The sequence below is a fragment of the Streptomyces rapamycinicus NRRL 5491 genome, assembly GCF_024298965.1.
Lineage (GTDB): Bacteria > Actinomycetota > Actinomycetes > Streptomycetales > Streptomycetaceae > Streptomyces > Streptomyces rapamycinicus.
Genome location: NZ_CP085193.1, coordinates 504,978 through 530,266 on the forward strand (window position 1 = coordinate 504,978; position 25,289 = coordinate 530,266).

Annotated in this window: 13 protein-coding genes and 1 pseudogene; 3 read left to right on the forward strand and 11 right to left on the reverse strand. The window is 71.1% G+C overall.

Translation table 11 applies throughout. The features are described 5' to 3' along the window. Window positions 1-35 precede the first annotated feature (35 nt). Window positions 36-605 (forward strand): MDR/zinc-dependent alcohol dehydrogenase-like family protein, encoded by a 570-nt coding sequence (locus tag LIV37_RS02275; RefSeq protein ID WP_243146420.1) that lies wholly within the window; start codon window positions 36-38, stop codon window positions 603-605. Here LIV37_RS02275 and LIV37_RS02280 read toward each other — a convergent pair. The 3 genes and pseudogenes from LIV37_RS02280 to LIV37_RS02290 all read right to left on the reverse strand — a co-directional run bounded on the left by LIV37_RS02280 (window position 532) and on the right by LIV37_RS02290 (window position 2,831). Then, window positions 532-969 carry a glutaredoxin domain-containing protein gene (locus tag LIV37_RS02280; protein WP_121825904.1) on the reverse strand — a complete coding sequence of 146 codons (438 nt, stop codon included), beginning with the start codon at window positions 967-969 and terminating at the stop codon, window positions 532-534. The genes LIV37_RS02275 and LIV37_RS02280 overlap by 74 nt on opposite strands. Window positions 970-980: 11 nt before the next feature. Next, a complete protein-coding gene (locus tag LIV37_RS02285) occupies window positions 981-2,555 on the reverse strand; it encodes an amidohydrolase (RefSeq protein WP_020865482.1) in 1,575 nt (524 codons plus the stop codon). A gap of 62 nt (window positions 2,556-2,617) precedes the next feature. Next, a pseudogene (locus LIV37_RS02290) lies at window positions 2,618-2,831 on the reverse strand (MbtH family protein). A gap of 93 nt (window positions 2,832-2,924) precedes the next feature. Here LIV37_RS02290 and LIV37_RS02295 point away from each other — a divergent pair. Further along, window positions 2,925-4,040, forward strand: a complete 1,116-nt coding sequence (locus LIV37_RS02295; RefSeq protein ID WP_020865483.1) for an alpha/beta fold hydrolase — start codon at window positions 2,925-2,927, stop codon at window positions 4,038-4,040. Window positions 4,041-4,049: 9 nt separating this feature from the next. Here the strand turns inward: LIV37_RS02295 and LIV37_RS02300 are convergent, their stop codons facing one another. From LIV37_RS02300 to LIV37_RS02335, 8 genes are all read right to left on the reverse strand, one after another. Next, window positions 4,050-5,750 carry an ABC transporter transmembrane domain-containing protein gene (locus LIV37_RS02300; RefSeq protein ID WP_121825903.1) on the reverse strand — a complete coding sequence of 567 codons (1,701 nt, stop codon included), beginning with the start codon at window positions 5,748-5,750 and terminating at the stop codon, window positions 4,050-4,052. Next, window positions 5,737-16,725: a non-ribosomal peptide synthetase gene (locus tag LIV37_RS02305; protein WP_020865485.1), complete on the reverse strand. Its 10,989-nt coding sequence runs from the start codon at window positions 16,723-16,725 to the stop codon at window positions 5,737-5,739. Before LIV37_RS02305 ends, LIV37_RS02300 begins: the two co-directional genes overlap by 14 nt. Before the next feature lie 54 nt (window positions 16,726-16,779). Further along, on the reverse strand, window positions 16,780-18,567 hold the full coding sequence (locus LIV37_RS02310; RefSeq protein WP_020865486.1) for an ABC transporter ATP-binding protein: 1,788 nt from the start codon (window positions 18,565-18,567) through the stop codon (window positions 16,780-16,782). Beyond that, a complete protein-coding gene (locus tag LIV37_RS02315; protein WP_121825902.1) occupies window positions 18,564-19,619 on the reverse strand; it encodes an iron-siderophore ABC transporter substrate-binding protein in 1,056 nt (351 codons plus the stop codon). The genes LIV37_RS02310 and LIV37_RS02315 overlap by 4 nt, the downstream gene beginning before the upstream one ends. Window positions 19,620-19,695: 76 nt before the next feature. After that, entirely contained in the window at window positions 19,696-20,538 is an 843-nt protein-coding gene (locus LIV37_RS02320) for an ABC transporter ATP-binding protein (protein WP_121826279.1), read from the reverse strand. A 74-nt stretch (window positions 20,539-20,612) separates the two neighbouring features. Further along, window positions 20,613-21,674, reverse strand: coding sequence for a FecCD family ABC transporter permease (locus tag LIV37_RS02325; protein ID WP_121825901.1), 1,062 nt, complete (start codon window positions 21,672-21,674; stop codon window positions 20,613-20,615). Further along, window positions 21,671-22,729, reverse strand: a complete 1,059-nt coding sequence (locus tag LIV37_RS02330; protein ID WP_121825900.1) for a FecCD family ABC transporter permease — start codon at window positions 22,727-22,729, stop codon at window positions 21,671-21,673. The genes LIV37_RS02325 and LIV37_RS02330 overlap by 4 nt, the downstream gene beginning before the upstream one ends. Window positions 22,730-22,746: 17 nt before the next feature. Beyond that, on the reverse strand, window positions 22,747-24,102 hold the full coding sequence (locus tag LIV37_RS02335; protein WP_121825899.1) for a lysine N(6)-hydroxylase/L-ornithine N(5)-oxygenase family protein: 1,356 nt from the start codon (window positions 24,100-24,102) through the stop codon (window positions 22,747-22,749). A gap of 236 nt (window positions 24,103-24,338) precedes the next feature. Here LIV37_RS02335 and LIV37_RS02340 point away from each other — a divergent pair, with 236 nt between their 5' ends. Further along, complete coding sequence (locus tag LIV37_RS02340; RefSeq protein WP_020865492.1) at window positions 24,339-25,286, forward strand: methionyl-tRNA formyltransferase; 948 nt, start codon at window positions 24,339-24,341, stop codon at window positions 25,284-25,286. The last annotated feature ends 3 nt before the right edge of the window (window positions 25,287-25,289 follow it).

Genomic DNA, 25,289 nt, shown 5'->3' on the forward strand with positions numbered 1-25,289 from the left:
TCGTCGGAGCACGGACCACACTTCCGGATCGGACCGTGGTCGTACCTCCCCTGCCGCACCTCAGCCCCTGGTCCGGCCTCACCATCACTGAGTCGCGGCCGGGGACCAACACCGAGGTTCACCCGGACACCGGCCAACCGCCCGCTCACGCCTCCACCCTCGTCCGCCTGCCCGACAACGTCTCCACCGTCCATGCGGCCGTCGCCACGGACTCCGTCGTCACCGCCTACCACGCGGTCCGCACCGAGGCCCAGGCCAAACCGGGCGAGGTGATCGCTGTCATCGGCCTGGGCGGCCTCGGCCTCAACGGAGTGCGTACGGGAGTGATCGCCGGGGCCACGGTCTACGGCGTGGACATCAACCCCGGCACCTTCGCGGCCGCCCACGCGGCGGGCGCCCGCGAATGCTTCACCGACACCGCCGCGCTGGCGGACCTGCGGACCGGCTCCGCCACGGCAAGGTCCGCGGCCGCCTGTTCCCCCGCCCCGGCGGCTGACCCCGGCCTCCTCGGCGTTCACGCCCTCCGTCAGCTCAGCGGCGACGGGAGAGCTGTTCGCGTACCCACGCCGGATCGGGGTTGGTGTGCGAGCGGCCTGCCACGATGACGGTCGGTACGGTCTCGTTGCCGTCGTTGGCGGCCCTCACCGCCGCCGCACCAGCCGGGTCACGCCAGATGTTGACCCAGTGCACCCGGCGGGCGCCGCGGCCCAGGCGGATGCGCAGGCGGAGGCAGAACGCGCAGCCCGGTCGCCAGAAGACGACTGGACGGCCGTCCGCCGCGCTGCGTCGTTGTGCCTCCGGCGCGCTGATCGACCGCGGGAAGATCAGGGGCGAGTTCACGACCGCGAGAGTCACGAACACCAGCAGGGGCGCTACGGCCGTGCCAGGGTTTCCGCTGGAGATCAGGCCGGCGGCGAAGGACGCGCCGCAGAGCACGAGGACTGTCGGCAGGATCCAAGCGCGCGTCATAGCGGCCAAGGCTATCGCTGTGCCGGGCTCCAGCGGCCGTCGACGTACGCCGCCACCACCTCGATGTCCCCGATACGCGACGTATCGACACGCCGGGGGTCGTCGCCGAGCACGGCCAGGTCGGCGAGCTTGCCCGGGGTGAGGCTTCCCAGGCTGTCCTCCCAGCGGCAGGCGAACGCGCCCGCGACCGTGTAGGCCCGCAGGGCCTCGTCGAGGACGATCCCCTCATCCGGGCCGATCACCTGACCGGACTCGGAGGTGCGCTCGACCATGAACTGGATGGCCGTCAGCGGGGATCCGTCCGTGACGGGACGGTCGGAGCTGCCGACGAGGGGGATGCCGTGGTCCAGGAACGCCTTGCCGCGGTAGAGCCACGGGGCCCGTTCCTCGCCCATGATCGCCGCGTAGTCGTCGCCGAAGTGACGCAGGAAGCCGGGCTGCACGACCGCACTGATACCGAGTCCCGCGAAGCGCGGAAGCTGATCGGGGCGGATCAGGCCGGCGTGCTCGATGCGGTGCCGGGCGCCGGGGCGTGGCCGGAGCCGCTGGGCCCGTTCCAGGGCGTCCAGGGCCACATCGGCGGCGCGGTCGCCGATCGCGTGGACCGCGAGCTGCCACCCGGCCAGGTGGCCGTCCACGATCGTCTCCGCGAGCGCCTCCGGATCGTCCTGCGGCTCACCCCTGTGGTCCAGCCCCTCGTACGGGCTGCTGAGCGCGGCGGTCCGGGCCATCATGCCGCCGTCCGTGTAGATCTTCAGCGCGCCCACGGAGAGCCGGTCGTCGCCGAACCCAGTGCGCAGTCCCAGGTCGAGGGCCCGGGGAATGCCGTCGGCTTCGTGTGCGGCGACCGGGTGCAGCCGGTCGGCGGACACCATGACCTGTACGCGCAGCGGCAACAGGCCCGAGTCACGGGCGAGTTGGTAGGCGCCCAGCTCGACCGGGCTGTGGCCGAAGAGGGCGCCGCCGATGCCCGCCTCGGCGCAGGCGGTGACGCCCTCGGCCAGGCAGGTGCGGGCGGCGCGGCCGATCGCCTCGGCCAGTTCCCGCTGGGAGTACGGGAGGCGCAGAGCGCGGGCGGCGCCCATGGCGCCCTCGGCGAGGAAGCCGCTCTCGTGCGGGATGCCGGCGGGGAGCAGGTCGAGAACGGCGGAGTTGACGAGGCAGCCGTGCCCGGAGTCGTGCGTCACCATCAGCTTGCGCCCGCGGCTGACCTTGTCCAGTTCGGCGGCGGTCAGGTGGCGTCCCAGGGCTCGCTGGTCGTATCCGGCGATGCTCACCCAGGCCCCGGGCGAGCTGTTCCGGGTGACGGTCTCCTCCACGGTGGCGAGCACGTCGTCGATCCGGGTGCGGCCCGCGATGCTCGGGGTCTGCTGCTTGAACCCGGTCCAGGCCAGGTGCGCATGGGGGTCGATGAACCCGGGCAGCACGGTGGCGCCTTGCAGGTCGATCACCTCGCGGGCGGGCAGGGAGGTCACGGCCTTGTCCAGGCCCGCGATCCGGCCCCGCCAGATGCCCAGGTCGTGGGCGACGGGGTGGTCCGGGTCCATGGTGAGGAAGCGGGCGTTCGTCAGTCTGGTGCAGAGCATCTGCCGGCGCTCGCCTCGGTGCCCGGGCGGCTTGCGGTGACGAGGGTCAGGTGCCGGTTACGTCAGTTCTCCATGGTCTCCGCCAGGGATCGGGGGCGCAGGTCGGTCCAGTGGGTTTCGATGAACTCCAGGCACGCCTTCGCGGGTGTTCTCCTCGAAGACGGTCGTCCATCCCCCGGGCACCTCGGCGAAGACCGGCCAGAGCGAGTGCTGGCCCTCGTCGTTCACCAGGACCAGGAAACGGCCTTCGGTGTCATCGAAAGGGTTTGTGCTCATGCCCAGCGCCTCCTATGAAGACCTGACTTAGGTTAGGCTCGCCTAATTGACGGGAGTTTAGCTCCGTCCCTTCCCTCTCACAAGGAGACGTTCATGCGCCTGGGCGCGGCCGATGGGAAGAACGCCTTCGCCGGGTTCGGGCTGCCCGGCGCACCCGGCACCGGCGAGTTCTGGGCGGCGGCGAGGACACCCGCGTCGGTGCCCGCCGACGGCGGTGGATGGGTGACCTTGTTCCTGTGGCGCGGCTCCCCGACGAGCATCGGCTTCGAGAGCTGGTCGGAGCCGGTCCCGCTGCGCCGGTGGGGCGATACGGACTGCTGGTACGCCGAGGTGCGCATGCCCGAGCGGCTGCGCGTGACCTATCAGTTCCTCGTGGGCGACGCGGCGCACGCCGACCCGTTCAACCCGGTCGGTGCGGGCGGTGAACGGTCCATCGCCGCGACCCCGGACGCCCCGGCCCAGCCGCACTGGCCCGTCATCGGCGCCGACGCCGTACTGCCACTCCCGCGCACCCGGATCCGCTGGAGCAGCGAACGGCTCGGCGGGCGGCGCACCGCGCGGGTCCACCCGGCGGGCGGTGGCGGGCCCGTGGTCCTGCTGCTCGACGGGGACGACTGGCTGTACCTGCACCCGGCCATGGCCGCGTTCGACTCGGCCGTCGCCAGTGGCGAGATGCCCGCCGTCACACTCGTCTTCCTGCCGAGCGGGGACAGGGAGACCGAGTTCGGATGCGGGCCCGCCCTGTGGGAGGCGATCCGGGACGAACTGCTGCCGCTGGTGGCGGAATCCGGCGTACCCGCCGATGTGGACCAGCTGGTGGTCGCCGGGCAGAGCATGGGTGGGCTGAGCGCGATGTACGCGGCACTGGAGTTCCCGGACCTGGTGTCCCGCGTCGCCTGTCAGTCGGGGTCCTTCTGGTGGGCCCCCGGCGCCATGGACCTGCCGGACCCCTTGGGCGGCCCGGTCGGCGGCACCGTCGCCGCGCGCCTGCGGGAGCGTCCCGACCTGTCCGGGCTGCGTGTCGCGTTCGACGTGGGGGAACACGAGACCCGGATGCTCCCCCACTGCGAGCTGACCGAGTCCCTGGCGACACGAACCGGCGCGACCGTACGGGTCTCCCGGTCGGCGTCCGGCCATGACCGGGCGGGCTGGCGGCACGCCCTGCTCAGGGATGTCGCCTGGGCGCTCGATGAGCGGGTGTTTCGTTAGCCGACCGGTTCACCGGGCCACCGCCGCGCAGTAGTCCTCGTCCGTGGCGAGGAGGTTGCGGTGGGTGTCCTCGGCGGTGATGACGCCTTCGTCCAGTGCGAGGACACGGTCGGCGGCGTCCAGGAGGGCCGGGCTACTGGTGATCACGATGGTGGTCCGGCCCCGGCGCAGCTTCGCGACGTTGCGCGCGATGAGCTGCTCGGTGACCGCGTCGACGGCCGTCGTCGGGTCGTGCAGGACGAGGACTTCGGTGTCGGCGGCGAGGGCACGGGCCAGGGACAGCCGCTGGCGCTGGCCCCCGGAGAGGTTCGCACCGCGGTCGCGGACCCGGTAGTCGAGTCCTTCACGGTGGAGGGCGACCACGTCGGTCAGCATGGACGCCTCGATGGCCTCCGGGACCATCCGGCTGGTGCCCAACGGGTCGATGTTGGTACCGAGGGTGCCCGCGAAGATCTCCCCGTCGTACGGGTTGACCAGCAGGTACGCGCGGAGCGCCTCGACCGACAGCTCCCCGAGCTCCCGCCCGCTCACCCGCACCGCCCCCTCGTACACGCCGGGCGGGACGGTCACGGCCAGGATCGACGCCAGGTCGGCCGCCGCGCGCGGCTGGTAGGCGGCGATCGCCACGAACTCGCCGGCGCTCACCTGGAACTTCAGCTTGCGCAGGGAGCCGTAGCGGAGGCAGTCGACGTCGAGGCCTCCGCCCGCGGCCGGGTGCTCCGCCCCCGAAGCCGTCACCGGCGGCGCGGCCAGCACCAGCGCCATCCGCTCGGCCGACGCGCGCGCCATCATCACGTACTTCGGCATCTCCGAGAACAGCTTGAGCGGTTCCATGATGAACTGCGCCAGCCCCACCGCCATGACGAGTTCGCCGACGTTGATCCGGCCGCTCCACGCCAGCGAGCCCGCCGTCAGGGTCACAGCGGCGGCGAGGATCGCGTTGAGCGCCAGCGCGGTGCCCGCGTACACGCCGTTGACCTTGGCGACCGTGATCGCCTGGTGGGTCGCCTCCGCGCTGACCTCACGGTAGGACCGGAACGCCGCCTGGTTGCCGCCGAAGCCGTGCAGCGGGCGCAGCCCGGTGATCAGGTCGGCGACCTTCGCGCCCGCCCGCGCCACCCGGGCCTGCTGTTCGCGGGTGCTGGAGCCGATCCGCCTGGACAGCACGCTCAGGACCGACAGGATCGCGACGGTTCCCACGATCACCAGCAGGCCGAGCCGCACATCGGCCAGGCCGAGGGCGACCGCCGCGACCAGCACCGCGACCAGCGAGCTGATCAGCAGCGGCACCACCTCGATGATGTCTGCGGTCTGGTCGGCGTCCTCAGTGGCGATGGTGAGCACCTCGCCGGACTTGAGGTCCATGTCCCTGGCCACCGGCTGAAGGCCACAGGCCGCGACCTTCACCCGCCAGCGGTGTGCCTCGGTCGTGTTGGCCTTCTGGAGGACGCGCATCCCGAACCGCCATGACAGCGACACCGTCGTGATGATCACCGCCAGCGCGGCGATCGACAGACCGAGCGCGCCGAGGCTCCGGTGGCGCATCGTGTGCTCGACGATCAGGCCGAGCGCGATGGGGAAGGCCGTCTCACCCGCCTGGTACAGGCCCATGAGGACGGTGCCCCAGGCCATGGCGCCGAGGTTGCGGCGCAGTGCGGTCCGGAGGATGTCGGGCCCGGGTCGGGGCCGCCGCGTGTCAGGAGTTGTCATCGAGGACTCGGGCATCGAGGACTCGGGCATGGAGGTGGTGGGCATCGAGGTGGCGGGCCATCGCTTCCGGGGTGCGCAGGGTGAACAGGTCTCGTATCGTGATCACCGGACCGTACTCGCGGCGGAGCAGCCCGATCAGCCGCACCGCCAGCATGGAGTGCCCTCCCAGGGACACGAAGTCGCTCACCGCGCTCACCTCGTCGTCGTCCAGGTCCAGTGCCTCGGCGAAGAACTCGCACACCACCGTCTCGGTCTCGGTCGCCGGCCCCCGCTCCCCCGCCGTGGTCAGCGCGCCCAGCGGCTTGGCCTCCGGCAACGCCTTGGTGTCAGCCTTCCCGTTCACCGTCAGCGGGACGCTGTCGACCTGGGCGTAGTGCGTCGGGCGCAGGAAGTCCGGCAGCCCGGCGCCCACTTCGGTGGCCACGGTCGCCAGCTCCGCGCCCTCCAGCACCAGATAGGCGGCCAGCCGGTACGCTCCGTCGACCTGCGGATCGGGCTGTGCGACCGCGGCAGCGAACCGGACCGCGGGGTGTGCCGCGAACGCTGCCTCGACCTCGCCGAGTTCGACCCGGTGTCCCCGGATCTTGACCTGCTGGTCGGTGCGGCCCAGGTACATCAGGTTGCCATCGGGCCGACGGACCACCAGGTCCCCGGTGCGGTACATGCGCTCACCGGGCTCGCCGAACGGGCACGCCACGAAGCGGTGCGCGGTCCGGGCGGGCTGCCCGAGATAGCCACGCGCGATGCCGATGCCCGACACATACAGCTCACCGGGCACTCCGTCCGGCAGCGGCCGCAGCCACGGATCCAGTACGTAGACATCGGTGTTGTCGATCGCCACACCCACCACCGGGTCCTGACATTCGAAGGTGCCGACGCCGAGGGTGTTGATGGTGTACTCGGTGGGTCCGTAGAGGTTGTAGCCGACCGTCCCCTCGGTCTCGGCGAGCCGCCGCCACAGCGCCGGGGTGACGGCCTCGCCGCCCAGCAGCACCAGCGCCGGCCGCCGCTCCGGGTGGTCGAGCAGCCCCTCGGCCACCAGCTGCTGCGCGTACGTCGGGGTCACGTTGATGACGTCGATGCCGTGCTCGAGGCAGTACTCGACCAGCCGGGGCGCGTCACGGCGCAGCTCCTCGTCGCAGATGTGCACCTCGTGGCCGTCGGCGAGCCACAGCAGCTCCTCCCACGACATGTCGAAGGCGAACGACACGGTGTGCGCGATCCGGAAGACCCGGTGGCCGTGGGCCGCCAGCACCGGCTCGAAGATCCGGCGCTGATGGTTGATCAGCATGTTGGTGAGCCCCGCGTACTCGGTCACCACGCCCTTGGGCTTCCCGGTCGACCCGGAGGTGTAGATCGTGTACGCGGGGTGCCGCAGCCGGTCCGGGTCGTCCGTCGCGAACGTCACATACGGTTTCCCCTCGGGGAGGGGCCGGTCCAGTTCGATCAGGTCACCGGTGAGCCGGGGCGAGACCGCGCTCACGGTGAGGATCACCTCCGGGCGGGCGTCCGCGACGATCGCGGCGATCCGCTCGTCCGGGTGGTCCAGCTCCAGCGGAACGTACGCGGCGCCGACACGCAGCACCGCGAACAGCGCCACGATCGAGTCGAGGGAGCGCGGGATCGCGAGGCCCACGGTCGTCCCGGGGCCGATGCCGCGCCCGGCGAGCACACCGGCCGCCGCGCGGCTGCGGTCCCGCAGCCCGGCGAAGGTCATGGTCGAGCCGCCGGCGACCAGCGCCACCCGCCGCGGGTCGCGGTCCGCCGCCCGGTCGAACCGGTCGACCACGGTGTCCGTGCCGATGTCCGTACGCTCCCCCCGCGAGGGTTTTGGCGCCAGCCCCGGCAGCGCGCCGACCGGCCCGGTCGACCGGGCCAGGTCTTCGAGCACACGCAGGTAGTCGTCGAGGAGACGGCGGGCGTTGCCGGTGTCCTCGTCGCGGTACTCCAGCTTGACCGTGAGCCGGTCGCCGGGCGTGACGACCCAGGTGAACGGGTAGTGGGTGGAGTCATCGGCTGTCACCGAGGTGATGCCGTGCCGGGCGTTCATCTCGGCGAACGCGTCCATGTCCAGAAAGTTCTGCAGCACGAACAGGTTGTCGAACAGGGTGTCGTGCCCGCTGGCCCGCTGGATCTCGCCGAGCCCCAGGTGCTCGTGGTCCATCGCCTCGACCCTGGCCGCCTGTACGGCCGACAGATACTCCCCGGCCGTGTCGTCCGGCCGGGCCCGCGTCCACATGGGCACGGTGTTGAGCAGCACGCCGACGATGCCGTCCAGCCCCTCGCCCTCCCGGCCGGAGACGGTCACGCCGAACACGGCGTCGCCGCGGCCCGTGTGGGCGCCCAGCAGGAGGCCGAACGCGCCGGTCAGCACCGAGTTCAGCGTGACGCCGTGCGCTTTGGCCGCCTCCCTCAGCGACTCCGATCGTTCGGCGGACAGGGTGTGCACGAGCGCGCGCGGCAGGTCGTCCGAGAGAGCGGGCGCCGGTCCGGCGAGCAGTGTCGGACCGGGGAGACCGGCCAGGTGCTCCGCCCAGAAGCGCTCCGATACGGCGGAGTCCCTGGCGTCGAGCGCCCGGGCGTGGTCCTCGAAGCTCGGCGTGGCCGGGGCCGGGGCATCCAATTCGTCCTGGAGAACGGCCTGGTAGGCGTCGAACAGCTCCCGCAGCACGATCTCGCGGGACCAGCCGTCCCACAGCAGCAGGTGGTAGCTGAGCAGCAGCCCGTCGCGGTCGTCGGGCAGCCGCACCACGGTCATCCGGATCAGCGGCGGCTCACCCGGGTCGAATCCGGTGTCGCGGTCCCGGGTGCGCAGGACTTCGACTTCCGCGTCCGTGGAGAGAGCGACCGTGCGGACATCGACCCGCCGGCCCGCCCCCAGCACCTGGACCGGGTTTCCGTCGTCGCCGGTGGTGAAGCCGGCGCCCACGACCGGGTACCGCTCGATCACGTATGCCATCGCCTCGGCCAGCGCGTCGGTGTCCAGGCGCCGGTCGAAGGTGAACCAGCTCTGCGCGACATAGTGTCCGGCCGGGCCCGCCATCTGGGCCTGGAAGAACAGGCCCCGCTGGAGCGGGGTGACCGGTGCGGTGCGCTCGGCCGTCGCGGAGGCCTCCGCGATGTGTTCCAGTGCCCGGCGCCAGTGTTCGGTGATCTCGTCCGGGATGCCCTCGGCGAGGGTGAAGTCCGTGTGCAGGCTTCCGGTGGCCGCGTCGGTCCATGCGTTGACCTCGACGGCGTACGGGCTGCCCTGATCGCCGCCGGTGAGGCGCGGCGCCCGGGACTCGCCGCCCCGGCCGAGGTAGTTGAACAGCACCTGCGGGCGGCGGTCGAGCAGCGGGGCCGTCTGCGGGTTGAGGTACCTGAGCTGGCCGTAGGCGACGTGTCCGCGCTCGTCCGGCTGGCGCTCGGCCACCTCGTACGCCGCCGCGACGGGGTCGGTGTGCGCCGTCAGCCGTACCGGCGCGATGGAGGTGAACCAGCCGACGGTGCGGGTGTAGTCGTGGTGTTCCAGCGCCGGGACCCGGCCGTGGCGCTCCAGCTCGATCGCGAGGTCGGTGGGCGACGGCTGGATGTGGGTCAGCGCGGTGCGCAGCGCGCCGCACAACAGCTCGGTGAGACCGACGCCGAGTGCCGCGGGAGCGGTACGGGTCACCGAGTCGCTCATATCGGGGCCGAGCACGACGGTGGTCTCGCGCAACTCCCCTGGCGCAGGCAGCAGTCCGGGCGCCTGGAGGGTGGTGACCCAGTGCCCGAGGCCGTCGACGGCCTGGGTCGATTGGAGGGCCAGTGCCTCGGCGTACTCGGCGTACGACGTGGTCGGCGGCGCCAGGGGCTCGCCGCGCAGGGCGGCGGCCAGATCGTCCAGCAGGATCAGCCAGGACACCGAGTCGACGGCGAGGTGGTGCACGGTGACCACCAGGGTCCGGCTCGCCTCCAGCCACGAGAACGCGACCACGTCCCCGGACCCGGGATCGAGCCGTCCGGCGGCCTCGTTCGCCACGGCCGTCGCGTCGGCCGTCTTCGCCCGTACGACCATCACCTCGACGGAGGGCTCGGTGCGCAGGGCCCACACTCCGTGCTCGACGCGCAGCCGCAGCCGGAGGGCCGGGTGCGCGGCCACGACGGCGTTCGCGGCGCGCCCGACATCGGCGAATCCGGTGCCCTCCGGGGCCACCAGCGTTCTGGCCTGGGCGAACCGGGCGAGCGATCCGCCCAGTTCCCGCTGGCGCAGGATGATCGGCGTCGGCGTCAGCGGGCCGTCCTCGCGGCGGGCGGGCACGGGCGCCGGGGCGGCCCGCGGTGTGCGTGTTCCCAGGTGCTCGGCGAGCGCGCGCGGTGTCCTGAACAGGAACACGTCCCGTGGCACGATCGCCAGGCCGAGCGCCCTGGCCCGGTTGATCACGGTGATGGCGACGATGCTGTCGCCTCCGGCGCGGAAGAAGTCGGTGTCGGCGCCAGCAGCGACGCCTGGCAGCGTCTCGGTGAAGATACGGACCAACGCGTCGAGCGCGGCGTCTTCGGCTGCGGGTGCGCCCCGCAGGGGCGCGGGGAACTGCGCGCCCAGCCATGACGTACGGTCAGACGAAGAAGGCCCCGTCGCGGCGCTCTCTGTCAACGCTCCCCGGTCGAGCTTGCCGTTGACGGTCAACGGCAATGCCTCGACCGGCAGAACCCGCCCCGGCACCATGTGCCCAGGCAGTTTCGTGGACAGCAGATCGCCGAGGTCGTCCGGCACCTGGCCCACGACGTGAGCGACCAAGTGGTCCCCGCTCTCAGCCACCGTGACGGCCACGTCGACCACACCGTCGAGCTCCCTGACCGCGTCTTCCACCTCCGCCAACTCGATCCGGAATCCCTTGAGTTGGATTTGATCGTCGGTGCGTCCGAGGAACTCCAGCTCACCGTCGAGGGTACGGACGGCGAGGTCGCCCGTGTGATACATGCGGGAGCCGTCGCCCATGAACGGGTTCGCCACGAAACGGCCCGCGGTGAGCCCCGGCCTGCCCAGGTAGCCGAGCGACACCTGGTCGCCGGCGACGTAGATGGCGCCCACTCGGCCCGGCGGCACCGGCCGGAGCCGGTCGTCGAGCAGATGGATGACCAGGCCGGGGATCGGGCCGCCGATCGGGCTCACGTCCTCACCGAGGCCGAAGTCCTCGTCGGCCAGCACCCGGTGGGTGACATGGACGGTGGTCTCGGTGATGCCGTACATGTTGACCAGCTCGGGCGAGCCGGTGCCGTGCCGCTCGATCCAGCCGCGCAGCCGCCCGAGGTCCAGCGCCTCGCCGCCGAAGATGATCCGGCGCAGCGCGGGCAGCGGCTCGTCGGCATGCCGGTCGGCCTCGGTGAACTGGTAGAACGCCGACGGGGTCTGGTTGAGCACGGTCACTCCGCGCTCGCGGACCAGCCGGTTGAAGTCGACCGGCGAGCGGGTCAGCCCGTACTCCGGCACCAGCAGCTCACCGCCGTGCGCCAGCGCGCCCCACAGCTCCCAGACCGCGAAGTCGAAGGAGAAGGAGTGGAACTGGACCCATACGTCGTGCGGTCCGAAGTCCATGTCCGGCCGGGTGTTCGCGAGCAGCGTCACCACGCTGGAGTGCGGGACGACGACACCCTTGGGTCTGCCGGTCGATCCGGACGTGTAGATGACGTACGCGGGGTCGTGCCACCCCGCCTCCGGCCCGGCCTCCGCATCGGCCCGCGGCAGTTCGTCTCCCCGCACGAGCACACGGGCCGGCACGCCCGCCCGGGCCAGCAGCCGGGTGAAGCGGTCCCGCTGCTCGCGGTCCACGAGAACGACCTGCGGAGCGGCGTCGGCGAGGATGTACTCCAGCCGTTCGTCCGGGTACGCCAGGTCCAGCGGTACGTACGCGCCGCCCGCGGTGACGATCGCGACCAAGGCGACCACCTGCTCGACGGAGCGTGGGACGGCGATGGCGACCCGCTTGCCGGGCCGGACCCCGGCGGCTCGCAGGGTCAAGGCCAACTCGTCCTTCGCGGCGGCGAGTTCACCGTAGGTCAGTGACCGGGTGTCGCCGTCGAGGGCGCACTGGGTCACGGCGGTGGCGGCCGGGTCGCGGCGCGCGGCGGCGTCGAACAGTGCTCCCAGGGTCGTCGGGCTGATCCGCTCGGGACGCCGGTCGCTCCCGGGCGTCAGGTCGTCGACGGGGATGTCCGGCCGGGCGAGCAGGCGGGCGAACGTATGAGTGAACGTACGCAGGATCGCCTGGGCGCTCGGCTCCCGTAGCAGTTCGCCGTCGTAGATCAGGTTGAAGCGCGGACGGCCGTCCAGTGCGCGCTCCACCACCAGAGTCAACGGATAGTGCGGGGCGCCCTCGTTGACGATGCCGGTGATGGCCAGCGTGTCGCCGGGCCGCCGCAGGGCGTCCACATCGGTCGCCACGTCGAACACCACCAGGGTGTCGAAGAGGGTGCCCGCGCCCGCCCGGCGGCCGATCCTGGCCAGCGAGACATGCTGGTGCGGCAGCACCGCGCTCTGGTGTTCCCGCACGGAGGCGAGCAGATCACGCGCGGTGGTGGTACGGGTCCAACGGGCCCGCACGGGGATCGTATTGATGAACAGACCCACCATGTCCTCGATGCCGGGCACCTCGGCGTCGCGCCCGGACACCGTGGACCCGAACACCACGTCCCTGCCGTGCAGGAGGGAGCCCAGGGTGACCGCCCAAGCGCTGTGCACGGCCACGCTCAGCGGCACACCGGCCGCCCGGGCGGCCGCGTCGATGTCGTCCTCCGGCTCCACGGCGGTGTCGGCGAACCGGCCGGACGGGGTGTGGCCCTCGGCGACCAGCGAAGGGCCGGGCAGCCCGGCGAGCTGTTCGCGCCATACCCGGTCGCTCTCGTCGTCGTCACGTCCGGCGAGCCGGCGCACGTATTCGGAGAAGCCGGCGACCGGGTACACGGTCCCCGGCGCGTGGTACTCGGCGAGCAGCGCCCGGAGCATGGGCGGCACCGACCAGCCGTCGGCGATGATGTGGTGCACGGTCTGCACCAGGACGTTCCGGCCGGGGCCCCCGCGGATGAGCGTGTAGCGCATCAGCGGACCGTTGGCCAGGTCGAACCCGGCTCGCCGGTCCCGCTCGGCCAGGTCCCGGACCTCGTCGTCGGTGATGCCGGGGCGGTCCACCGTGCTGAAGGGCGCTTCCACACCGCTCTCCAGGACGGAGACCACGCGGCCGTCGGCGAGGGCCACGAACCGTACGGCCAGGTTCGGGTACAGCGTGAGCACCCGGCCGGCGGCCGCCGCGAGCCGGCCGGGGTCCACCGCGCCGTCCAGGGTCAGCAGCTGCTGTTCGACGTAGGCGCCGGCCGAGTCGTCGTCGTAGACGGAGTGGAAGTACAGGCCCTCCTGCAACGGGGTCAGTGGCAGGATGTCGCGCAGGGCCGGGCCGTCCAGGGCGTCGACGTCGGCCTGCGCAAGGGGCACGAGTGCGAAGTCACTGGGAGAGTGGCCGCCCCGGTCGAGCGAGGCCAGCCCGGCCAGGGCCGTCCGGAAATACCCGCCGAGGGTCGCGATGTCCTCGTCGGTGAACATGCCGTCGGGCCAGGAGATGGTGGTGACCAGTTCGTACTCGCCGGTGGCGGCGGCTTCGGCGATCGCGTTGAACTCCAGGGGGCGCGGCAGCCGCATCCTCGGATCGCGCTTCTCGCCCAACTGGACTGTGGTGCCCGTGAGTTGCCAGTCGTCGGTGGTACCCGCGTCGAAGCGGCCCAGGTAGTTGAAGAGCACCTGTGGTGCGGGCGTGTCGAACTCGACGTGGGTCAGGTACCGCAGGGCGCCGTACGAGACGCCGTTGTCCGGCACCCGGGCGAGGTCCTCCTTGACCGCCTTGAGCGCGGCGGTCAGGTACTCGGGGGCGGTGAAGTCGGCCGCCGCCCCGGGATCCACGGTCACCGGGAACAGGGTGGTGAACCAGCCCACGGTCCGCGACAGCGCGGGCTCGAAGCCGGCGGAGCCCGCGACGAACTGTCCTTCGCGGCCGTGGCCCTCCAGTTCGACGTGGGCGAAGGTCTGCTCCTGCCCCAGGTCGCGGCGCCACCTGGCCAGGGCGACGGCGAGTCCGGTCAGCAGTACGTCGTTGACACCCGCGTGGAACTTCGCGGGTGTCTCGCCCAGCAGCGCGGCCGTGACCTCGGGGCCGGCCGAGACGGCCTGGAGCCGCTCCGTCGCCACGGTGTCGGCCGTGGCGAGCGTGCGCCTGCCCAGCGGTTGGTCCTCTCCCGGCAGGGGACGCCAGTAGGGGGAGCTGTCCGCGTCGAACGCCGCGCGCTCCAGCAACTGCGTCCAGCGCCTGAACGACGTGCCCACCGGGGGCAACTCGATCGGCGCGCCCGAGGCGAGCTGCCGCCATGCGGTGGCCAGGTCGTCCATCAGGATCCGCCAGGACACTCCGTCGATCACCACGTGATGGGCGGTCAGGACCAGCTGCCGCGCCTCGCGGCGCCAGACCGCACGCAGCATCACGCCGCACTCCGGGTCCAGCCCTTCGGTGGCGAGCGCCACGCACTCGTCGAGCGGCCGGTCGCTCTCCTGCCATCCCAGGGCGGCCTGGTCCGCCTCCGGGATGTCGAAGCTCCAGCGGTCGCCGCGCACCAGCCTGGCGCGCAGCATGTCGTGGTGCCGGATCAGGGCGATGAGGATCGCGTCGAGCGCGTCGGCGGTCAGATCCGCCGGGGTGTTCAGCACGACCGACTGTACGAAGCCGTCAATCGCGTCCGTGGTGTCGCCGAGCCACCGCACGATGGGCGATCCCACGACGGAACCGGTCGCGACATCGCGGTGGTCCACGGTGGAGACGTCTTCGCGGCTCGCCACCGCCGCCAGCGCCCCCACACCGCTGTGGGTGAAGATCTGCCGTGCCGTGACATGGAGCCCCGCGTCACGCAGTGCGCTCAGCAGGGAGATCGCCAGGATGCTGTCTCCGCCGAGTTGGAAGAAGTCCTGGTCGACGCCGACCTCGTCGAGCCGCAGCACCGCCGCGACAGCCGCGCACACCGCGTGCTCGTTCTCGGTGGTGGGCCGTTTGAGCGGGCCCGTCGGGACCGCGGGCTCCGGCAGGGCGCCCCGGTCGAGCTTGCCGTTCGCGGTGAGCGGGAACTCCGTCATCACGACGACATGGGTGGGCACCATGTACTCCACCATGTGCTCGGTGGCCCACGCCCTGACCTCGTCCGCCCGCAGCTCCCCACTGCCGGCCGCCGGGATCACGTACCCCACCAGGTAGGTGCCGCCGGCCGCGTTCTTCTTCGCGACGACGCAGCTGTGCCGTACTCCGGGGTGCTCCGCGAGACCGGCCTCGACGTCCTCGATTTCCAGCCGCATACCGCGGATCTTGATCTGGTTGTCGGCCCGGCCGAGGAAGTCCAGCGATCCGTCCGGGGTGTACCGCGCGAGGTCACCGGTCCGGTACAGCCGGGACCCGTCCGCGGCGAAGGGGTTCGCCACGAACCGGGACGCCGTCAGGCCGGGCGCGCCCACGTATCCGCGTCCCAGCAGGAACCCGCCCGCGTAGAGTTCGCCGCCGACCCCGACCGGGACCGGGCGCAGTTCATCGTCCAGCACATACAGCTGGGTGTTGGGGTTGGCCCTGCCGATCGACGTCGACAGCCGCTCCGCCGCCCCCCGGTAGATGACGTGCGAGACACCGATCGTCGTCTCGGCCGGGCCATAGCCGTGGTACAGGGGGATGTCGAGCTTGGTGCGGAACCTCTCGTACAGCTCCGGGGTCAGCACCTCGCCGCCGCACCACACGTGCCGCAGGCTGTCCAGCCTCCCGGAGTCGCCCGCCATCTCCAGCAGCACGTCCAGCATGGACGACACCAGGTACGTGAAGGTGACGCGCTGTTCGGCGATCACGCTCAGCAGGTGGTGCGGATCGCGTTCGCCGCCGGACCGCAGGATCACCAGCCGGCCGCCGGACACCAGCGGCAGGAAGATCTCGTTGATGGAGATGTCGAAGGACAACGGCGCCTTGAACAGCGATGCGTCGTCGTGGCCGAAGCCCAGGATCTCGTTCATCTGCCACAGCAGCCGTTCGCTGATCGCCGCGTGCCGGATCATCGCGCCCTTGGGCCGCCCGGTCGAACCGGACGTGAAGATCACGTACGCCAGGGCGTCGCCGGGGACGGTGACCGCGGTGCCCTCGGCGGGGTGGGAACCGAAGCGCCAGTCGCCGAGGTCGACGGCCACGGCGTCCGGTTCGGCCGGATCGCGTTCGCCCGAGTCGTTGAGCTGCACCACGACCTGGGCGTCATCGATGACGACGGCCCGGCGCGCGGCCGGCCACTTCGGATCGAGCGGCACGAAGGCGCACCCCGCCTGGAGCACGGCGAGCAGCCCGATCACCATGTCGGCGGAGCGGCGCAGTGAGATGCCGACGACCTGTTCGGGGCCAAGTCCGCGTGCGATGAGGTGGTGGGCCAGCTGACCGGCCAGCCCGGCCGCCTCACGGTAGGTCAGCGACCGGTGCTCGTCGACGATGGCGACGGCGTCCGGCCTGGTCCGCGCCTGCTCATGGAACATCTCCACGATGGTCGGGCGGACCCGGTCGGCCTCGGTGTCGTTCCACCCGGCCAGGGCCTCGAGCCTCGCCGCCACACCGGCCGGGCCGATGGTGCCGATGGGCCGGTCCGGGAAGTCGGCCAGATCGTCCAGCGCGAGCTGCGCGTCGGCCGGCCCGACGCCTCCCGGGAGGACGATGCTCCGCTCGTCCGCGCCGATCTCCCAACCGCCGGACGCCGTACCGCCGTTGTCGACCCATCCGAGGACGTCGGCGAAGAGCGTGCCGGGGGTGAGGTCGATGCCGTCGGGGCTCCGGCCCGTTGCCCAGTACGCCAGCCCGATGGCACAGGCTTCGGCGATGGTCCGGTCGGAGAAGTCACCGATCCGCCGGCGTACGTCGGCGACACGTGTGGGAGAAAGCAGTACGCGACGAGCGCTCGGTTCCACCATCGAGGACTCAGCATCCCTTCCGCGTCATGAAAAGCCGATCTGAATCAGGGGTGGCTAACTGCCTTCTCGCCAGGCCCGCCACAGTCGCGCATACCGGCCGCCCAGGGCCACCAGCTCCTCGTGGGTTCCCTGCTCCACCACGCGTCCCGCGTCCAGCACGGCGATCCGGTCCGCCGCCATCGCCTGGGTCAGCCGGTGCGCCACGAGCAACGTGGTCCGGCCCGAGCACGCGGCCAGCACGGCCCGCTCCAGCTCGGCGGCGCCCTCGCTGCCCGCCTCCGCGGTCGACTCGTCGAGCACCACCACCGGCGACCGGGCCAGCACCAGCCGGGCCAGGGCGATCTGGGCGACCTTGGTGACGTCCAGCCGCTCTCCGCCCTCGCCGACCATGGTGTTCAGCCCCTCGGGCAGCGCATCGACCCACCCATCGGCGCCGACCGTGCGCAACGCGTCCATCAGCTCGGCGTCGGTCGCCTCCGGCGCGGCCAGCCGCAGGTCGTCGGCGAGCGGACCGGAGAACACATATGTGTCCTGGGTCAGGATGCTCACCATGGCCCGCGCCCCGGCCTCGTCCAGACCGGCGAGGTCGGTCGGCCCGATGCGCACCGACCCGGACTGTGGGGTTCCGATGCCCGCGATCAGCGCGGCGAGGGTCGTCTTGCCCGCGCCCGTCGCCCCCACCAGCGCGAGCGAGCCCCCCGCCGGGATCGTCAGGCTGACGTCCCGGAGGACCGGATCCTCGGCGCCGGGATAGCGGAACGTCAGCCCCCGCACCGTCACCGGGTACCGCGCGGCGTCCACCGGTGCGGTTGCCGCTTCGCCCACCAGCCGGTCCTGCGCGGCCTCGCCGACCACCCCGACCAGCCGGGTCAGGCTCGCGCCCGACTTCTGTGCCTCGTCGAAGGTGAACATGATGGAGCCCAGCGGGGTGAACAGCCGGTGGAACATCAGCGGGGCCGACGACACCTCGCCCAGGCTGGCGGCATCGGCCTCCAGCAGGGCGTACCCCACCACGATGATCAGGACAAGACCGATGAACTCGGCGCGGTTCTCCCTGCCGACGAACCGGCCGAAGAACCGGAACACCTCGATACCGAAATCGCGCACTCGCCACGACTCGCTGGTGACCTGCTCGCGGAAGGCGCCCTCGAGGCGGTACGCCCGGACCGTGTCGATCCCGTTCAGACCACTGATCAACGCCTGTGCACGGTCGGCCTGGGCCGCCCGCTGCTTCTGGTAGAGCGGGGCGGACCGGGGGAGGTACCAGCGCAGGGCCAGCGCGTACGCGGGCAGCGCGCCGGCGCCCGCCAGGCCGAGCCGCCAGTCCAGTCCGAACATGCCGGCCGTCGCGATGAGGACCAGCACTCCCGCCGAGAACACGGTGGGGACGGCGGTCCGGATGCCCTTGGACAGCACGGCCACATCGTCACCGACCCTGGACAGCACGTCCCCCCGGCCGACCTGCTCGATCCGCGCGCTCGGCATCCCCAGCACCGCGCGGACGGCGCCTTCCCGCAGCCCCGCGAGCAGATCCGCGCCGAGCCGCCCGATGAGATAGGTCGACACCGCGGTGGCCGCCGCGCCGAGCAGCGCGGCGGCCCCCATCAGCACCCCGATCGTGACCAGGGCCGAGCGCGGTTCACCCTCGACAACGCCGTCGACCACCCTGCCGAGCAGCAGCACCGGGAGTACCTGGAGGGCCGCCCCGGCCACCGTGGTGAGCACGGTGGCGGCCGTCAGCCAGGGCATCTCGCGGCAGTGTGCCGTGACCCATCGGATGGCCACGCGTCCGGTGGCCGTGCGCAGGGTCGCCGGGGTGACACGCGCGTCGGTGGTGCTCACCCCCGGCCGACCGACGTGACGAGTTCGTCGATCGCGTACGGCAGGGACAGCAGGGTGCTCTGGGAGATGGCGGCGCCGACGGCCGGGCCCTCACTGTCCGGCAGATACGACACCTTGCCCTTCTTCACGGCGTCCAGGTTGGTGAACAGCTGGAATTTCCTCAGCGCCCGCTGGTCCGCCTTGTCGTTGATGACGAAGACGCGGTCGACGTCGACCAGGTCGACGCGCTCGGGGGAAAGGACGGTGAAGAACTTCCCGCCCGCGGCCTTGTCGATCTTGGTCTGGTAGCCGAAGCCGATGCCCGTCACCAGCCGCCCGCGCACATCGGTGGAGGTGAACGGCGCCACCGAGTTCTTGTACCAGGACAACGCGACGGCGGTCTGGTCCGCGAACTTCGGATGCGCCTTCTTGGCCGCGTCGAGCTTGTCCTGGATGCCCTGCACCAGTTCGGTGCCCTCGGCCTCCTTGCCGAGCGCCTTGGCGATCTGCACGGCGTTGTCCTGCCAGGGGGCGCTGAACGGCTCCTTCTCGCCCTTGGTGCGGCCGACGGTCGGGGCGATCCGGGAGAGCTTGTCGTAGGCGGCCTTGTCGATCTCGGAGTACACCGCGACGATCAGGTCCGGCCGCAGGGCGGCGATCTTCTCGTAGTTGGGGCCGGAGTCGCCGTTCTTCATGACGACCTCGGGCCGGGCGTCGCCCCATTTGTCCTTCACCCAGGGCCACTGGGTGTTGATGTCCGGCTGCTTGCCCGCCGGGTTCGGGTACTGGTCGACCATGCCGACCGGTCTGACACCCAGCGCCAGCATGGCCTGGTCGTCCGTGTAACCGACGGAGACGACCCGCTGGGGGGTCTTGGTGATCTTCGTGGATCCGAACGCGTGCTCCACGGTGACCGGGAACGCGCCGGAGGCGGCGGCCGGGGCGTCGTCGCCCGCTTCGTCCGCCGAGTCGGAACCACATCCCGCGAGAAGGCCGACGCCGAGGGCCGCCGCGGACAGCGCCGCCGCCGACCGCCGCCATGGCGTCATACGCGTCGTTCGATGGAGGAGCATCCGGAATCCCTTGCTGTCGCGCCGTCCGTTACACCCCTGACTAAGGGCAGGCAAACCTTATCCTGTGCAAGTGAGGCTAGCCTAGCCTTACTTGAGGCTCTCTTCCCGGAACCTGGCCGAGCCGGGCATGGGTACGGCCGATCGGCACGATGAGCGGCCGATCCCCCACCGGGTCGTCGATGACCGTGGCACGCAGCCCGAACGCCTCGTCCAGCAACTCGGCGGTGATCACGTCACGCGGGTGCCCCTGCGCCAGGATCGAACCCGCCCGCATCACGATGAGGTTGTCGCTGTACCGCGCGGCCAGATTGAGGTCGTGCAGCACCATGACCACGGTGCGGCCCGACTCGTGCAGGTCGTCCACCAGGTCGAGCACGTCGATCGCGTGCGCCAGGTCCAGATAGGTGGTCGGCTCGTCGAGGAGCAGCAGATCGGTGCCCTGGGCCAGGGTCATCGAGATCCAGACCCGCTGGCGCTGCCCGCCGGACAGCGAGTCGACCGGGCGGTCGGCCAGATCCGACACTCCGGTCATGGCCAGCGCGCGCTCCACCACACCGGCGTCGTCCGACGACCACTGCCGCAGCCAGCTCTGGTGCGGATGACGCCCCTTCGCGACCAGGTCGGCCACCGTCAGCCCCTCCGGCGCGACCGGCGCCTGCGGCAACAGGCCCAGCTTCTTCGCCACGTCCCTGGTCCTGAGCCTGACGATGTCCTCGCCGTCCAGCACGACGGCCCCCTTGGCCGGTTTGAGCAGCCGCGTCAGGGTGCGCAACAGAGTGGACTTGCCACAGCCATTGGGACCGATGATCGTGGTGATCACGCCGGGCGGGATCGTCACGTCCAGGTTCTCGATGACGGTCCGGCCGCCGTACCCGACCGTGACGCCTCTGGCCGCGAGCCGCGCGGCGCCCTGGGCCATGGACTGGATGTCGGTGCTGCGCTCGGCGCTCACAAGCCCCCCTGTATCGAGGTTTTGCCTGACGTCATTGCCATCTACCTGAGGTTCGCCCGCACCAGCAGATAGACGAGGAAGGGGCCGCCGATCGCGGCGGTGACCACGCCGACCGGGAGAGTGATCGGCAGCGCCGTACGCGCGACCAGGTCCGCACCGATCAGCAGCAACGCTCCCACCATGCCGGAGGCCGCCAACGGCGGTGTCGGGCACCTCGCCAGACGCATCGCCACCTGCGGCGCCACCAGCGCGACGAACGGGACCGGGCCCGCGGCGCTCACCGCCACAGCGGCCAGCAGGACCGCGCACAACAACAGGACCGCCCGCACCATCGAGTACCGGACGCCCAGACCGGCGGCGACCTCGTCGCCCAAGTGCATCGGCTTGAACTGGAACGCCACACAGGACACGACGGTCAGGAGGACGAGCGTGCACCACAGCGCCACCCGGACCTCGCCCCACGAGCGGCCCTCCAGCGAGCCGACCAGCCACACCTGGGCCCGGGCCACGTCCTTGATGTCGGCCGTGGCCAGCAGCCATGTGGTGATCGCCTCCATCACGGCGCTCACCGAGATGCCGATGAGGATGAGCCGGAAGCCGTCGACACCGCGCCGCCACGCCAGGAAGTACACCAGCAGCCCGGTCCCGAGACCGCCCGCGAGCGCCGCCGCGGACAGGCCCACGGCGCTGACGACCGCCGCGGCGGTCCCGCCCGACACCGTCACCAGGAACACCGCGACCGCGCCGGCGCCCCCGGTGATCCCCAGAATGTCCGGACTGGCCAGCGGATTGCGGGCGATGGACTGCGTCAGCGCCCCGGACACCCCCAGCGCGACCCCCACGATGAGCCCGGCCAGGGCACGCGGCATCCGCAAGTCGATGATCACGAACTCGTCGACCCGCTCGCCCCCGCCGAGGATCGTGGCGAGCACCCGGGACAGGCCGATGGGGAAGTCCCCGACGCCGATGGACAGGCAGAACACCAGGAAGGTGGCCGCGGCCAACAGCAGCGTGACGCTTACGAGCCAGGGCCGCCACACGAACGACACCTGGCCGAGCCGCACACCCGGTGCCACCGATCGCTTCACATCCGTCCCGCTCATGTGTTCTTGAACTTTCCGAGCCACACCAGGACCGCGAAGAACGGAGCACCCAGGAGAGCCACGACAACACCCGCGTCCAACTCGCCCGGCCGCACCACCAAACGCCCCACGATGTCGCAGACCAGGAGGACGACGGCGCCGAGCAGCCCCGCGTACGGCACCAGCCAGCGGTAGTCCGGCCCGGTCAGATACCGGGCCACATGGGCCACCATGAGCCCGAGGAACGCGATGGGGCCGCACGCCGCCGTCGCGGCGCCCGCCAGCAGGGTGATGGCGACGATGCCGACGGTCCGGCTCAGCGCGATGTTCACGCCCAGCCCCCGCGCCACGTCGTCACCCAGGTTGAGCAGGTTGAGGGCGGGCAGCGTGGTCAGCGCCAGCACCAGCCCGACGGCGATGAACAGGGCGACCGGCCGGATGACGTCGAATCCGGCACCGGCCACGGAGCCCGCGTTCCAGAACCGCAGCACGTTCAGCGACGCCTGGTCCGACAGCGCGACCGCCGTGGTCATCGCCGCCAGGAACACCGTGATCCCCTGTCCGGCCAGGGCGAGCGTCAACGGGTTGCCGGCCCCCCGGCCGATGCTCGCCAGCCCGAACACCACCACACCGGCGACCGCCGCCCCCAGGAAGGCGAACCAGACATACTTGAACGGGTCGGTGAACCCGAACAGGGTGATCACCGACACCACGGCGAACGAGGCGCCGGCGTTCACCCCCAGCAGGCCCGTGTCGGCGATCGGATTACGCGTGTACCCCTGGATCAACGCCCCGCCGACTCCCAGGGCGATGCCCGCCACGATCGCGAGCACCGTCCGGGGCACCCGCACGGTCCGCACGATGAGCCTGATCTCGGTGAGCCGCTGGTCGGAGTCCGGTGCCGCGAACAACCCGTGCCACACCTCACCGGGACTCAACGCGCGCGCACCGACGGCCAGCGACACCGCCCCCGCGATCACGAGGAGCGCCACGAGCGCGCCCATACCCACGACCCGTCGCCGTCGGGCCTCTGTTGTGCCCCTGGCCAGGGGACGTTCCATCGCAGTCGTGCCCATGTCTCAGTACGTCATCCCTACCGGGCGGTGCAGCCGACGCCGTCGGCGGCCGACCGGGCCTCCCCGGACGCGGATATGACGCCCCGGTCGAGGAGCGAGTCCAGGATCTCGCCGACCCTGATCGCGGTGTTGGACAGCAGAGACGATGTGATGCCGTGCGTGTGCTCCGTGCCGCCCTGCAGATAGATGCCGCAGCGCAGCCCGGGGTCCGTCGCGATGCGGTAGTCGCGCTCGACGCGGAAACGGCCCTCGTCGTCCCTGAGGCAGCGGTCGGCGACTTCGCCGAGGAGACCCAGGGGGTCGGCGGGGCTGTAGCCGGTGGCGAAGACCACGACGTCCGCGTCCAGAAGCGTCTCCTCGCCGGTGACGAGGGACTTCACGGTGGCACGGACCTGCGTCGGCGTCTCCTTGACGTCGGCGAGCCGGGACACGTTGAGGAAGCGCAGCCGCTCGGTGCCGAGGACCTTCTCCTGGTACATCTGCCGGTAGAGGTCGTCGATCAGGTCGATGTCCACCACGGAGTAGTTGGTGTTGCCGTGGTAGTCCATGAGCCGGCGCTTCACGTCCTCGGGCGCGGCGAAGTACTCGTCGACCGCGCCGGGGTCGAAGATCCGGTTGGCGAAGCCGCTGTCGTCGGCGGGGCTGTAGCCGTAGCGGGAGAAGACCGCGCAGACCTCGGCCCCGGGGAAACGGCGGTGCAAGTAGGCGACGTTCTCGGCGGCGCTCTGCCCGGCGCCGACGACGACGAACCGGGAGGGCGAGGTGCCCTCCAGTTCGTCGGCCTTCGCCAGCAGTTCGGATGTGTGCCACACGCGGTGGCCACGCTCCACGCCATCGGGCATCAGGGGACGCAGCCCGGTGCCGATGACGAGGTTGCGCGCCCGGTGGACCGCGAGCCCCTCTCCCGACCGGACCGTCACCTCCAAGTACTCCACGGCTCCGTCGCGGCCGACAGGCACGATGCCGACGACCTCGTGACCGTAGGAGACCATGTCGTCGACCTTGGCCGCGGCCCACTCGAAATAGTCGTGGAACTCCACCCGCAGCGGGAAGAGGTTCTTGTGGTTGATGAAGTCGATCAGCCGCCCCTTGCTCTTCAGATAGCAGAGGAAGCTGAACTCACTGGCCGGGTTCCGCAGCGTCACCAGGTCCTTGAGGAAGGACACCTGCATGGTGGCGTCGTCGATCAGCATTCCTCGGTGCCAGCCGAAGCGTGGCTGCTGCTCGAAGAATTGGGCGGAGATCGCCTCACGCCCGCCGACGCGTGCGTTGTGCTCGCTGAGTGCGATCGCCATGGCCACATTGGACGGTCCGAAGCCGATGCCAATGAGGTCGTGGACCAGTAATGCGTCACCAGGAAGAACCTGTGACATGTCACTCCCATCGTGCGGGGCAATCGCCTGTCAGGCGTGGGGAAGCTGCGGTGGCCACGCCGGCGGAACGGCATGGCGGCAACTTAGGTGAGCCTAAGCTAAACCCACGCGACTGTCGATAGTGCCGCCCGAGCGCCCGCACTCCCCAACTGAGAGATCAGATTGGCCCGTTGCAAGCTAAGGTAAGCCTTGCTTTACTTGCTGCTCGGTCATCCCCTGCTTCAAGGAGGAACCCCATGCGGGTCGTCATGTTCGGCTACCAGACCTGGGGGCACCGCACCCTGCAAGCCCTCCTGGACTCCGAACACGACGTGGTACTGGTCGTGACGCACCCCAAGAGCGAGCACGCGTACGAGAAGATCTGGAGTGACTCCGTCGCCGAGCTGGCCGAGGAGCACGGCGTCCCGGTGCTGCTCCGCAACCGCCCTGACGACGACGAGCTGTTCGAGCGCCTCAAGGAGGTCGACCCGGACATCATCGTGGCGAACAACTGGCGGACGTGGATCCCTCCGCGCATCTTCGGCCTGCCGCGCCACGGCACGCTGAACGTCCACGACGCGCTGCTGCCGAAGTACGCCGGATTCTCCCCGCTGATCTGGGCCCTGATCAACGGCGAGCCCGAAGTGGGCGTCACCGCGCACATGATGAACGACGAACTCGACGCCGGCGACATCGTCCGGCAGGAGGCGGTTCCGGTCGGACCGACGGACACCGCCACCGACCTCTTCCACAAGACCGTGGACCTCATCGCCCCGGTCACCATCGGCGCACTCGGCCTCATCGCCGCCGGGCAGACGGAGTTCACCAAGCAGGACCGGTCCCAGGCCAGCTTCTTCCACAAGCGGTCCATCGAGGACAGCCGCATCGACTGGACCTGGCCGGCGAAGGACCTCGAACGCCTGGTCCGCGCCCAGTCCGAGCCATACCCCAGCACCTACACCTTCCACAAGGGCAAGCGCCTCGAAATCCTGGCAGCGGTCGTGTCCCAGGGCCGGTACGGCGGCACTCCCGGCCGCATCTTCTACCGCGAGGGCGACGGCGTGGCGATCGTCGCCGGAGCCGACGCCCGCACCGGCCGCAATCACGGTCTGGCCATCACGCGCGTTCGGACCGAGGACGGCCGCGAGCTGGGCGCCACGGAGTACTTCACCTCCATGGGCGGCTATCTGACCAGCCGCCCCTGACGT

Coding starts and splice junctions, on each gene's coding strand:
- LIV37_RS02330 (WP_121825900.1), bottom strand. CDS start 22,729: ATGGGCACGACTGCGATGGAACGTCCCCTGGCCAGGGGCACAACAGAG.
- LIV37_RS02295 (WP_020865483.1), top strand. CDS start 2,925: ATGCGCCTGGGCGCGGCCGATGGGAAGAACGCCTTCGCCGGGTTCGGG.
- LIV37_RS02280 (WP_121825904.1), bottom strand. CDS start 969: ATGACGCGCGCTTGGATCCTGCCGACAGTCCTCGTGCTCTGCGGCGCG.
- LIV37_RS02335 (WP_121825899.1), bottom strand. CDS start 24,102: ATGTCACAGGTTCTTCCTGGTGACGCATTACTGGTCCACGACCTCATT.
- LIV37_RS02325 (WP_121825901.1), bottom strand. CDS start 21,674: ATGAGCGGGACGGATGTGAAGCGATCGGTGGCACCGGGTGTGCGGCTC.
- LIV37_RS02300 (WP_121825903.1), bottom strand. CDS start 5,750: ATGACAACTCCTGACACGCGGCGGCCCCGACCCGGGCCCGACATCCTC.
- LIV37_RS02315 (WP_121825902.1), bottom strand. CDS start 19,619: ATGCTCCTCCATCGAACGACGCGTATGACGCCATGGCGGCGGTCGGCG.
- LIV37_RS02285 (WP_020865482.1), bottom strand. CDS start 2,555: ATGCTCTGCACCAGACTGACGAACGCCCGCTTCCTCACCATGGACCCG.
- LIV37_RS02340 (WP_020865492.1), top strand. CDS start 24,339: ATGCGGGTCGTCATGTTCGGCTACCAGACCTGGGGGCACCGCACCCTG.
- LIV37_RS02305 (WP_020865485.1), bottom strand. CDS start 16,725: ATGGTGGAACCGAGCGCTCGTCGCGTACTGCTTTCTCCCACACGTGTC.
- LIV37_RS02320 (WP_121826279.1), bottom strand. CDS start 20,538: ATGGCCCAGGGCGCCGCGCGGCTCGCGGCCAGAGGCGTCACGGTCGGG.